Origin of the sequence: uncultured Cyclobacterium sp., from assembly GCF_963976465.1 — a bacterium.
Taxonomy (GTDB): Bacteria; Bacteroidota; Bacteroidia; order Cytophagales; family Cyclobacteriaceae; genus Cyclobacterium.
In genome coordinates this window covers 1-12,760 of the sequence record NZ_CAXBOC010000104.1, presented here as the reverse complement: position 1 = coordinate 12,760, position 12,760 = coordinate 1, and the positions used below count along the sequence as shown (strand labels likewise).

At 36.9% G+C, this 12,760-nt stretch carries 13 protein-coding genes; all 13 read right to left on the bottom strand.

Going from position 1 to position 12,760, the window contains the following annotated elements; translation table 11 throughout:
- Positions 1-830, bottom strand: an 830-nt coding sequence (locus AAC037_RS08025; RefSeq protein ID WP_339902493.1) for a phospholipase A, incomplete at its 3' end; no start/stop codon positions are given.
- A gap of 308 nt (positions 831-1,138) precedes the next feature.
- Positions 1,139-1,438, bottom strand: coding sequence for a hypothetical protein (locus AAC037_RS08020; protein WP_339902492.1), 300 nt, complete (start codon positions 1,436-1,438; stop codon positions 1,139-1,141).
- Positions 1,439-1,574: 136 nt separating this feature from the next.
- Entirely contained in the window at positions 1,575-2,207 is a 633-nt protein-coding gene (locus tag AAC037_RS08015) for a response regulator transcription factor (RefSeq protein WP_339902491.1), read from the bottom strand.
- Positions 2,200-3,903 (bottom strand): ATP-binding protein, encoded by a 1,704-nt coding sequence (locus AAC037_RS08010; RefSeq protein ID WP_339902490.1) that lies wholly within the window; start codon positions 3,901-3,903, stop codon positions 2,200-2,202. The genes AAC037_RS08015 and AAC037_RS08010 overlap by 8 nt, the downstream gene beginning before the upstream one ends.
- An 85-nt stretch (positions 3,904-3,988) precedes the next feature.
- Positions 3,989-5,377, bottom strand: coding sequence for an alpha-L-fucosidase (locus tag AAC037_RS08005; RefSeq protein ID WP_339902489.1), 1,389 nt, complete (start codon positions 5,375-5,377; stop codon positions 3,989-3,991).
- Positions 5,378-5,425: 48 nt separating this feature from the next.
- Positions 5,426-6,583 (bottom strand): FtsX-like permease family protein, encoded by a 1,158-nt coding sequence (locus AAC037_RS08000; protein ID WP_339902488.1) that lies wholly within the window; start codon positions 6,581-6,583, stop codon positions 5,426-5,428.
- A gap of 44 nt (positions 6,584-6,627) precedes the next feature.
- Positions 6,628-7,395 carry an outer membrane lipoprotein-sorting protein gene (locus AAC037_RS07995; protein WP_339902487.1) on the bottom strand — a complete coding sequence of 256 codons (768 nt, stop codon included), beginning with the start codon at positions 7,393-7,395 and terminating at the stop codon, positions 6,628-6,630.
- Positions 7,396-7,408: 13 nt separating this feature from the next.
- On the bottom strand, positions 7,409-8,683 hold the full coding sequence (locus tag AAC037_RS07990) for an FtsX-like permease family protein (RefSeq protein ID WP_339902486.1): 1,275 nt from the start codon (positions 8,681-8,683) through the stop codon (positions 7,409-7,411).
- Positions 8,680-9,837 carry an FtsX-like permease family protein gene (locus AAC037_RS07985; RefSeq protein WP_339902485.1) on the bottom strand — a complete coding sequence of 386 codons (1,158 nt, stop codon included), beginning with the start codon at positions 9,835-9,837 and terminating at the stop codon, positions 8,680-8,682. Before AAC037_RS07985 ends, AAC037_RS07990 begins: the two co-directional genes overlap by 4 nt.
- Positions 9,834-10,538, bottom strand: a complete 705-nt coding sequence (locus AAC037_RS07980) for an ABC transporter ATP-binding protein (RefSeq protein ID WP_339902484.1) — start codon at positions 10,536-10,538, stop codon at positions 9,834-9,836. The genes AAC037_RS07985 and AAC037_RS07980 overlap by 4 nt, the downstream gene beginning before the upstream one ends.
- A gap of 10 nt (positions 10,539-10,548) precedes the next feature.
- Complete coding sequence (locus AAC037_RS07975; protein WP_339902483.1) at positions 10,549-11,682, bottom strand: hypothetical protein; 1,134 nt, start codon at positions 11,680-11,682, stop codon at positions 10,549-10,551.
- Positions 11,679-12,242, bottom strand: a complete 564-nt coding sequence (locus AAC037_RS07970) for a TetR/AcrR family transcriptional regulator (RefSeq protein WP_339902482.1) — start codon at positions 12,240-12,242, stop codon at positions 11,679-11,681. The genes AAC037_RS07975 and AAC037_RS07970 overlap by 4 nt, the downstream gene beginning before the upstream one ends.
- A 273-nt stretch (positions 12,243-12,515) precedes the next feature.
- On the bottom strand, positions 12,516-12,760 hold a 245-nt coding region (locus AAC037_RS07965), incomplete at its 5' end, for a hypothetical protein (protein ID WP_339902481.1).

Below are 12,760 nucleotides of genomic sequence, written 5' to 3'. Positions count from 1 at the left end.
ACATAGCCATTGTACCATTGCAGAAACATGTATTGATTGGCAGTAGAAATAGGTTTAAAATTCAACTCTAAAATGGTATTTACCCTGCTAAAATTATTATTTGGATTAATAACGAGACTCCCCCAGAAATTATCATTGAAACTTCGATAATTAAAGGCTATTAATCCATATCCTCTGTAATCAAAAAGATCTTTGTTTTCATCTCCTAATACCCCTGCCCATAATTTGCCTTGCACAGAAATATTGGCATTGTAAAAATACACAGCTGATAAGGTAGTATAATTCCAGCTTCTGGAATTGATACTGTCTAGGCCGTTTGACTCATGTTCAAATGACAGGGCAATACCACCTTTCAACTGTTGTTTGCTGAGAATAGGTCTGATCAGTGTAATTCCCGGGTTGTAATTGTTATCCGCAAAAGGAGAAGAATTTTCGTAAATGTCCCAAAATGATTTTTGGGTATAGGTCATCAATAGAGAAGTTTTGAAGGGCAACCTTGATTTGGTTAACCGCTGACTGATACTAATTTGGTATTTCGCATCAGCAGTTTGCTTATTAATTTCTTTGTTGGTCGGTACTCCTGTAATAAAATAATTGTCCTTGTACATCCCAAAACTAGGCTGGGTATCATACAAATTCAGAAAATCCTCCTCAGAAATTTGAAGGTATCTTAGTGTTCTAAAATCATACTTACCGGTATCCAGTTGTTGTTTCCACATGGATTCTAATTCTTTAATTTGCCCATTGGCATTCTGAGAAAAAGTACCTAAAAAAAATAGAATAAACCACCCATTTTTAAATATTGATATAATGCTTTTAAACTCGCTCAAATTATTAAATGGATTTCGTTTAGGATGGGATTTTTAGCTGGGTACTGAATAAATGCTGGAAGCTTTTTGTCAAAAATAATCAAAAGCATCTGAATTTATGCCATGTAAAAAGTATTAATCGGGTTCTCTTGCGCTTGAAAGGCAAAAGAACTTTCAACTGTTAATAATTAAGCACTAGCGGAAATCTATAGAAGGAAGTTTTTATTAAGAGCGTATTGATCTACCCTACTCAGCATAACTTATATAAACCATAAAAAAAGCCTTGCCATTTAAAATGACAAGGCTAATGTAAGGTGCTTGGTTTATTTTTAATTGCTCCAAACTTTGGCATTTTTTGCTTTAGGTCCGGTTACTTTTGGTCTGGTTGAAACCAAAGTAGCTTCTTGGTAATTTTTGGTTTCAATTTCCCAAGACTTCTTATTTTTCGCGGATGGTCCTTGTAGTTTGGTTGCAGTTTCTAAAGTATAAACCTTTATTGAAGGAGCTTTGTCCTTTTGTTGCCAAGGCTTATAATTCTTTGCAGCTGGACCTTTTAAATCACTTTTGTTTTGTGCATATCCAACTGATGCTATGGTTAAAAAAGCGAATGCAAATATTAAACTTTTCATAGGAATACCGTTTTAAGTTAACTTCTTATTTCTAGTAAAATTAACGCCAAACAGCCTTCGAAGATACTCTAAGAAAATTGGTAAATTATGGTAAGGTAAATAACGGATGGATAGCCTCCGTATAAATACGTAGGATTTATAGTAAATTTAATTGAGCAGCTTTATTAATTAGTTCGGGGGTGTTTTTTACATCGAGCTTTTTCATCATATTATTTCTATGGGTTTCTACCGTCCTGGTACTAATGATTAGCTTATGTGCTATTTCTTTTGTGGTTTGGCCCTCAGCAATCAATCCTAAAATTTGCATTTCTTTGGGGGACAGCCTTTTTGGACTTACTCCTTCTAAAGACATAATATTGATCATCCGCTGGGAAATATCTTTGTTAAAGTATTTATTCCCATTTAGGACTGTGTCGATTGCAAGAAGCAATTCTTCCGCATCGGTATTTTTTAATAAATATCCATATGCCCCTCCCCTGATGGATTGCATGATATAGTTTCCATCGTCATGCATGGAGATAGCAATGGTTTTGATTTTAGGGTAATTTTTTTTCAATTTGTTCAGAACCTCAAAACCATTCATTTCCGGCATTGTTAAATCAAGTAAAAGTAAGTCTGGCTGGATACCCGATTTGAGTTTCATTAAAAAATCTTTACCGTTTTCTGCACTTATCACCACCTCAAAATTTTCTTGCATTGATAAGAGTGAATCAATCCCATCACGAAATAACTGGTGATCATCAACAATTGCAATTTTGTATTTATTCATCTTTCAAAGGTATTTCAACTTCTACTTCAGTACCATTCCTGTCAGACCTGGTATGTAAATAACCACTAAATATTTCAATCCTTTCTCTAATATTTCTTAAACCGGCCCCATATTTAATTGTTTGAGGATCAAAGCCTTTTCCATCATCAAAAAAATACAATGAGATTTTATCATTAAATTCTGTCAATGAAATGGTTATTTTTTTTGCATTGGCATGTTTTAATGTATTGTTGATTAATTCTTGGCAAACCCTGAAAATACATATGTCTAAATCCATACTTATTTTTCCTGCTTTACCTTTGGTCGCATCGTCATATACGATATCGATTCCACTGGATTTTTTCATCTTTTCAATAAAACTTGCCAAAGCTCTCCCCACCCCAAAATCGACCAATACAGAAGGCATCAAATTATAGGTCATTCTACGTATTTCATCTATGGTTCCATCCACTACAGTATTGATCTTTTTTTTGCTTTGGGCTGAAAGCTCAGAAGTCTGCACCATTAGTTTGAGGCTAGTAAGTAAGGGGCCTACACCATCATGCAAATCCTTAGACAATCGCTTCCGTTCATTTTCTTGTCCTTCAATTAAAGATTTTTTGGCCATTAATCGATTAATATTCTCTGCATTCTCATATTCCATTAATTTTTTTTGCATGGCCACTAAAGATTTACCCAATGCATCACCCTCACCTGAAAGCTGGTATTTTGCTTTCATGTTCATATCTCCAATTTCAGTAGAAAAATAAATGGCCTCTCTTATGGATTTTTGAAGTTTTTTTAAGGCCACAAACATTTCTTTAATTTCCTTGGCCTGATAATCATCATCTATATTAAAATCATAATTTCCTCGTGTCATAAAGTTGAGGAATAGACGCATTTTCATTAATGGTTTTGATAATACAACAGTAATTAAAAATGAAAAAGTCAAAGCGAAAAGCAATACCAAGAATGAGATGAGGAATAGTTTATTTCTCATAATTAATAGAGGAGCTTCTACTTCTTTTACATCAATTTCTGATAAAATGGCCCAGTCTAAATTAGCTATATCCAATTTATGATAGGAACTGTAGACAGAAATACCCCGATAATCATCAATAATTCCAGAACCATTGATGCCTTGCAAAGCATATTTAGCTCCTAAAGTTGGTGCATTTATTTGTGCGGGAGGTGTATCAGGCATAAACCTAGAAATAGAACGCATTCGTAAATCTCTACCCACCAAGTAGGTTTCTCCACTTTCTCCCATTCCGGTACGTTCCATTAAAATATCCTGAATCTTATTAGCATCAATAAACTGAATATGATCTACCCTACTTCCTGTTTTTTTTACCATGGCCAGTTTAGGTACTCCTCCGCTGCCACATGAGGTAATATCAATAAAACGCTCTCCTTCCGGCATTAAATTCAATTTTTTTAATAGGCATTCATTGTTAATATCTTTACCAATTAGGCTGTATGGATCTGATATGGAGTCGGTGGATTCCAGATTTAATTTTTTAAAATCATCCATCTCAGATTTTAAAAGGGCTTCAAGTTGAATTCGTTTAAGCTTTTTGATAGAGGAAAGTTGAAGTAAAACCCTTTCATCCAAAGCATTTTTAAATTCCTTGTATGAAAAAATTGAAAGTGTAACCACCACCAAAAACACCAAAGAATTGATTAATAGGATTATCCATGTTCTTAGGCTTTTCATCGATTAAATAAAATTATTCTTCCCATCGAAAATTATTGTTTTGAACTCTCCTAACAAAAACAATAGATAATATTCAAAATTTTTATTAATAAGGCTTTTTTGAGTTATAGGCTTCAAAACTTAAGATTTGAGCGTCTCCAATTGAATGGTCAATGATAAGTTTTAATTCAGTATAGTTTTCAAGAAAAACCGGAACAATTAATTTATGGCCGATTACACTTCCATCAAATACTTTCACCCAATGACCATCAAGCTTTCCTTTAATGCGAAAAGACCGTACCCTTTCACCATTGATGATATTTTCCAAAATTATAACATGGTCAATATTCGCCTTGGAAGGTAAAGTTAAGCTAATTATTTTACCTGAACCAGACGTTTTTGCAATGGGATTCGAAAACCGTTTCTTTATTTCTTTGCCCCATTCCTTTAATCTTATTACGTCAGGTTCCGGAAGTAAGCCCTCAGGGTCAGGAGTTAGGCCTATGATTAGTGTAGTGTTTCGGCCCACCGACTTATTATACATGTTCATTAAATCTTCCAAAGGAAATATATGATCCTCATCCCCGGGTTCCCAAAACCATTCATGCCTCCCATTGTATCCCCTGAGCGGGGCATCACTCATGGCAGGAATATAATATTTACCTTCCGGATAGCCGTGTTTCAAGGGTTTAAAACCATCCTTATCCCCTCTATTATTGAACCAAGAAGGCGTAATATAGGTGCCCCAACAAGGGTAAGGAACTGTCCCGCTTTCGCTACCTCCCCAGCGTATATCAGCCCTTTGCAAGTTGTGGTAAAATAGGCCATTGGGTTGGTGTTTTTCAAAAATAGACAAAACATCAGGACCTCCTTGTTCAGGCCCGTGTGCTCCTCCGTCAAACCAAACAATGGCCCAATCACCATACCGCGACATGAGTTCTTCAACCATTCCTTCACATATCCTGTTATAATGGGCTTGTCTTTCTTTTGCAAATTGATTGGTTCCGTTTACCTTAAAATCATGCACCCCGTAAAAAGAATTCCATCGAATACCAATATAGATCCCAGGTAATACACCAAATTTCCTACAGGACGCCACAAAATCCCTGACAAGGTCACCTTTGCCATCTTGCCATTTTACTGCTTTTAGAGAATAAGGGTTAACGTCGCTTTGGTACAAAGCAAAACCGGTTTCATGGGTGGCTGTCAGTATAGCGATTTTACAACCTGCATCTTTTGCAGCTTTAACCCATTGGTCTGTGTCTAATTTTATAGGATTGAAAATATTATAATCAGGAATTGGTGTAATTCTATTTTTCGCTTGATTGTATTTTTCTCCATCAAATACATGCAAATCATAATGGAAAATAGCTACTTGTTCCGCATTCTGCCATGCCAGCTGGGCTTTTGAAGGCAATGGTACTTGTGCATAAAGCAGGCTTGAACTAAACACAAGCAAGAAAGCAGCAATATTAAATTGAATGGATGTGAACATTGGGTTTCTTAAAGGCTATACAAATTGAATCTAATATAATCATAATATTTATTGAAGTTTCCCTCTCAAAGCATCTATAGGATTCATGGTGACAATCTTACGGGCAGGAATAAAGCTAACTATTGTGGCAGAAATTATTATTATTAGGGCCGAAGAAATCAAAAGCGAAGGACTAAAAGATGGATAAATTCTATCTCCCATTCCTATTCCCAAATCCGCGGTAAATGCGCCGAAAGAAATTCCTTTTTGTGACAAATAACCAAATAAAGGCAGTCCAATAAGTGTTCCCAATAACATGGAAAATAAACTGTACATACTGCCTTCTAGGGTAAAAAGTCCTATGACGTCACTCTTTGTCATTCCCAGAGCGATATAGGTGCCTATTTCCTTTTGTCTCCGAAATACGGACAATACCTGAGTATCAAAAATAGCCAATAAGGCAATGGCCAATAATATAAAATAAATAACCCTTGCACTAGCTCTTTCTACTTCTATGACATCGTTAATGTTCTGTAAAAGCTTTTCTTGATTAACATAATTCCAATCTTTGTAACTGGTATCAGGCATAGGCTGATCTGCAATCATAAGGGTTGCTTCATTGTTCATTCCGGTAATCCGCCATAGGTCCGCCAAACGCATCCAGATTTGACCTTGATCCACTGTATTTATGGTTGTATTAAAAATGGCATCCACCTTCACATTCGCAGCATCGAATGTGCCATTTTTATCACGCCAACGTAAGCTTATTTCATCGCCTAAGGAAAGTTTGGCTGTTTTTGCCATTCTTTTGCCTATGGCCACGGGTATTGCCCCCACCTGTTCATTCAATTGATCTACCGGAATTTTTAGCAGTTGTTGGTTTTTGGGTAGACCTTTTAAAGTAACGGACAGCATTCTACCATTGGGAAATATTGATGCCGGCCGCATCAGTAGGGGAATTAGACCTGAGGTATTTCTAATATTAAATACACCATGTGCATCCTGCAAACTAAAAGGATTGTATGGATCATAATTTTTGTGTTGAAATTGACCGTAACCAAATTCCCAATTGATAGCATCCCTCTTGGCCTGTAGGTTCCAGCCATCCAGTAATCCATTGTAGAAAAGGATAACCAAAAAAGTAAAAGTCAAAATCCCCACATTAAGCCAGGTTCTTAACCCGGCACCCATAAGGTTTCTAAAGGCAAGCTGAAAGGATAATTTCATGGGCAATTCAATTGACTACTGAAATTTTTGGCTAATTTTTACTCTTATTTTTTTAAGGATGCTTTGGTGAAAATATATGCAGGGATGGTTGGATTGAATTGAATTTTCTTAATAATAAAATCTGTTCCATTGCCTGATTTTAAAACATCCTTAAAGTTGATTTTTTTAGGATACCATCGACCGTCAATCTGTGAAATGTCAGACAATGTTGTTTTTTTTAAGAGTTGACCACTTTTGGCAAACAATTCTTCTTTAAGGGGAATAAATCGCTCCTGATCCACCCATATTTTCCGCTTGTAATAACTTACATCCTCTACCGAAGCAGTTAATTCCAAAATCCAAGTTTTCCTTTCATCAATGGTTTCTTCTCCTACAATGATTGCATCATAAATATCCTTCAATTTTCTATCTTCCATCATGTCTTCATAGGACAAATCGGAACCCATAACAGATTGGCGAAGCATATGACCTGATAGCTGTATGGTTCTGTCTGTTGATGGGGAATAGATCCATAGGCGGTCTTCCAGTTTTAACATCTTCGTTCCTCTCTCCCGTTCCGGATAAAGGTATTCTGTAAAAGATTTTTTATTGCCTTCGGTATAGGATTTTGAACCTATGGTTTGGACATTTCTTTTTCCTCTTATGACCATCTCTGATTCCGTTATTTCTGTTTTCGAAACCATATTTTTATCTACCTTATCAAGGATAGTCTGTGCATCCTGCGCCTGACCGGGCATTATCCACATAAATAAAAAACTGAAAAGAAGGATGTTTATTTTCATTTTTCCTGTATAATTTCTTGTTGTAATCATCGCATAATAGATTTTACACTTCTAACTCTTTGAATAAACTGGCTGTTTCTCTTTTATATATTCCTATACCTGAAAGCATATTTCCAAAAACCATGGCAAATACTCCCGGAATAAAACCAATAAAATAGAGGTTAGGGGTTACCTTGGCACGCATTACCGTAGGCATCATCATGGAAGAGTTATCCACCATCCCTGCAATGTTGATCCCATAATTTTGTAAATAAAATGCACCTACCAGGCCTATGCCTGTACCAATCAAAGAACCAATCACTCCTATAAGGGTAGCTTCTATCACCAATGAACGATAGATTTTGCCTTTAGACTCTCCTAAAGCCAGTCGTATTCCAAACTCCTGGTACCGTCTGAGTCCTCCTATCAAACCTGTATTCCATAAGACAACTGACATGGCTCCTACAAAAATCATCACAAAAATGGCTGACATACTATTGGCATAATCCAGCAGGTCTCCCAAATTATTTTGTGAGCGAAGGGTAAACATCTGGGGCGCATACTCATCAGGATTGCTCTTTAATTGATCATTAAAGGAGTTTTCCAAAGCCAAAGCAGCTTTATCATTATACACACCATTGTGAAAAAAACCAAGTATTTCCCCGACCCCATTTTGCATGTCCAGCATTTGTCGAGCTGCTGAAATGTCCAGCAAAATGGCACCTTTATCCATGGCTGCCATGCCAAAACGAACGGTCCCGCTGATAGTGAAATTCTGAAAAGTCATGCTGCCATTCATGGTGGTACCAAAATAGGTGACCTCATCTCCTATGTTAAGTTTTAATTTTTTTGCAAACTCATCCCCAATAAGTGCTTCATTGGCCTCATCAGGCAAAGCACCCGAGACGATGGCCTTTTCAATATTCATTCGCTCTACTTCTCCACTGGAAGCATCCAGCAAATTGATGGCTATTCCGGCGGCAGGCCCCTGGCCTTTTGATTCACCTTCGGAATCCGGAGCATCCAGCAATCCTCCAAAACGAATTCTTTCCACCCATTGTAAATCCGGATAATTAGACTTTAAATAGGAAACCAAACTGTCAACTCCCAGCAAGGCCAAGTCATTGGGAAGTTGCTCTTTGTTTTCAGCATAGGCCCTGGACATAATCTTCACATGACCGGTTTCAAATCTTGCATTTTGATCTACCATATCCGTCATGGCACCACTGAGAAAACCGCTCAATACAATGGTAAGGGATACACCAAGAGCAATGACAACAATTGGAAGTATGCTCCTACTCTTGTCCCGAATAATTCCTTTAAACAAAAATTTAATCATTGTAACTTTCCTTTTAAGGCCTCAACTGGATTCATATTTGCTATTTTTTTAGCAGGCAAAAAGCTAACGATAGTTGCTGAAATGATCAACAATAACATGGTTCCTGCAATTAGCTGAAGGCTAAAAACAGGGAAAATTCTTTCGGCCATGGTCACCCCCATGCCTTGCGTTACTTCAGGAAATGAAATGCCTTTCACGGCCAAGAAACTAAGTATAGGTATTCCTACTAAAGCGCCAAAGAGCATTGCAAGAAGACTGTACATACTGCCTTCTACTGTAAATAAACCTACCACTTGTAATCTGGTCATTCCCATGGCGATATAAGTTCCTATCTCTTTCTGTCTGCGAAAAACAGACAATACCTGGGTATCAAAAATAGCCAATAAGGCAATGGCCAATAGCAATAGATACATTATCGATCCGGAAATCTTTTTGGAAGCAATTAGCTTGTTTATATCCTCAAGTAAGGTTTCTTGTGGGATAAAATTCCAGCCATTTCTTTCTTGATGTGTATAATTTTTACTGGCAACAAAATAAGTAGCTTCATCTTTAAAACCGGTCATTTCTTGAAGTTGAGCCAAGCCTATCCACATTTGACCGGAATCTATACTCCCTACATCAGAATCAAAAACCTTAACTATTGTAACAGGCAAGGCATCAAAGGTTCCATGCTTATCTCTCCAACGCAACAGTACTTCTTCTCCTTCTGTTAATTTGGCGGCGGCAGCCATCCTTTTGCCAATGATTACAGGAATTTCACCTTGCGAGGGGTTTAAAAAAGTGGTTGGTAATTTCAGCTGCTCTTGATCATGGGGTATCCCTTTAAGAGAAATGGACAGCATTCTTCCATGAGGATAAATGGAAGCCTGTCGGATCAAAATGGGCGTTAACATATTAAAGTCTTCCGGTTTGTAAGATTGATGCCCATCTTGTATGGAGAAAGGATCATAGGGATCATAATTGGTGGCACGCAATTCGCCATAGCCATACTCCCATTCAATTGATGCCAGCTTGGCCTGTTGGTTCCAACCATCCAATAAGCCATTGTAGAATAGGATAAGGATAAACGTAAAGGCTAGAATACCAACGTTCAGCCAGGTTCTTAAACCTGCCCCTATTAGGTTTTTGTAGGCAAGGATAAAGGCCAATTTCATGATTGAATACTTTGGTTATCCCATACATCAGAAACAACCTTTCCATCTTTTAAGGATACGGTACGATCAAGATAGGTCATCACTTTTTCATCATGCGTAGAGAAAAGAAAAGTTGTTCCCAATTCCTTGTTCAAATTTTTCATGGTTTTCAATATGGCATGTGCATTGGCCGAATCCAAATTGGCTGTTGGTTCATCTGCAAGCAATATTTTTGGTTTTTTTACCATGGCCCTGGCTATGGCCACCCTTTGTCCTTCTCCTCCTGATAATTTGTCAGGTCTTTTTTGGGCCATCTTTTCCAGACCAACCCATTCCAAAGCTTCCATTACTTCTTTTTTTCTGGTTTCCTTGGGTACATCTTGAAGAAGTAAAGCAAATTCTACATTCTCAAACACTGTGTAAACCGGGAGAAGGTTAAATACCTGAAAAATAAAGCCTATGTGTAAGTTCCGTAGGTGGGCGGAAGCCTTGTGACTGAGTTTGGCAATGTCTTTTCCCATAACTATTGCTTTGCCATCGGTGGGACTATCCAAGGAACCAATAATATTTAATAATGTGGTTTTTCCTGAACCACTGGGGCCTACAAAGCCTGCAAATTCACCCGATTTGAAAGATAATGAGACATCATTTAAAGCTGTGAAGTGACCATCTCCTACTTCAAATTCTTTGGTTACATGTGACAATGAAATGATATGTTCCATAATGCTTTTGTTAATGGTTATAGACCAGCATCAACCTAATTCCTGGACCTTTGAACTGGTTGAATAACTCATTTTGTTGAATACCGGTTTGCGAACTTTCAGGGTTATAAAAGCCCATAAGGTAACCGGTCAGTTTTTTAAATTGATGTGAATAATTTAGAAAGAAACTAGTATTTTCTGAACTCCAATCGTAATAAATAACAGTGCTAAGGTTATCAAAAAAGCTTAGTGGATACATAAAAGTAGCAGCAGATAAGTGCATCCCATTATTTACTGAAAATTGCTCTTCATCAAAATTGATTTGCATGTGTTCAGCTACCGCATTTAAACCTGTACCTATAGGGAAAGTATAGTCTACGCCTAGATTTAATAAGGTTTGGTTGGTCAGGTTCCCAATGTTTTTTTTGCGATGGATATAAACTGATTCGAACCATAAACCTATGCCTACATCCCATTTTCCATCCAAAGCCAATCGGTTTTCCGGAATTTTACTAAAAGTATTGACAAAGTCTAGTTTTGTGGTATTTGCGCTACGATGGTGATAGGAGAAAGCTAACTCTCCTTTGGACACCGGGTGTTGTATCCTTCCTCCAAATTCAGGAATTGTCTTGTTGGTAGGGACCACATCAAATCCCCTGGCCTTTTCATTGCCATAAAGTCCCCACAATCTAATATTGGCATTGTTTAAAAAGGTATACCTACCCATAATTCCATAGACACCATTGGTCAGTTGTAACGGATCTCTTGGATCTATTTGATTGAACCATTGCAAGGGACGTAAGATTGTCGCTGATCCAAAGTCTATTTTTTGTAAGCCCAATCTTAATTCAAACTGTTTGGAACTGTACCTGAGCCATATTCGATAAGGATTGAGGTTAAAATTAGTTTGGGATTCATTTAAGTCAGAAAAAAGAACCGTACTTGATAAATTGGCTGAGGCCAGCAGGTCTATATTTTTTACGGAATCTATTTTAGTCGTAAGCCTAAATTCAGGAATATACCTTGTTCCGAAAAAATATGGCAAATCATTTTTAGGACTGAAACTACCTACAACCGAAGCTTGTCCATGAAAAGATGCCTTTTGGGCAGTGGATGGCCTAATCCAAAATAAAAATAAAACCAATAAAAAGCCTGAAACCTTCATTTTAATTTTTCATGAGATACAATGCCATAAAAAAAGAAATTAACCAATTCCATGATTAAGTCCTCTAAACTATCATACATGGCAATTAATTTTTCATCCCTTAATTTAATGTTGATGTCGTTCATCATATGGATAAGAAATGGAAAATGCAGGTCTTTTCTTATCCACCCCTCCTTCTGTGCCTCTTTCATGTGATGAATAAATTTTTGCTGGCCTTTTTTATTGGCTTCATCCATCAGTTGTTGTAATTCCTCATCCTCATTATTGGTCACATCTTGGATAAACTCTTGACTAATGCCACGGGAAAACTCATGTTCCAATACAATGACCTCTTTGATTTTGTTCGGAAAATCAATCTCCTTACTCATGATTTCATCATACAATTGCTCGCTCCTAAAGATGATGTCTTTTAATACCATGATGGCGACAACCTTTTTATTGGCGAAATTTCTATAATAAGTCATTTTGCTTACCCCTGCTTTCTCACATATTTCTTCCACTGTGACCTTATTGATCCCGTACTTCCAGAAGCAGTCCTTGGCAGCTTTTAAAATAGCCATTTGGCTTTTTGTTCTCTTTGTCAATTTCTTTTGTTACGTATTTTTTGTTAATATACGATTTTAGTAACATTTATCAAATTTAGTAACATAAAATTGTAGAAGTTGACTATTAATTAATTAAAAAAATAAGATAAAAAATGCTTAGGATTGAAGAAAAAGTACCACCCTATTGCTAAAATTCAATTATACCAAGTGGCTGATTTTGAATGGATTTCAGTAGGTAATTGATGGGCTATTGCATCTCTCGGATTAAATGAAAGGTCAAGCCCATTGCTATTCAATTAGCATTCCATGAAGTACATTGGTTTTTCCCCTACTTCCAAGACTACTAGATTCAAAGGTAACTTTGTTTTTATCGAAGGAAAATTTAAGTGTTTCGGTGTGGGGGCTTTCAATGTATTTAATCTCAACTACCAAGGTTTGGAAATCCTCCCAGTGATAACTGGAAAAGATTTTAAAAGGGGCAAGTCCACTTAAGGCATTCTTGGCATGGGCCACCAAATAAGGTTGTTCTCTTT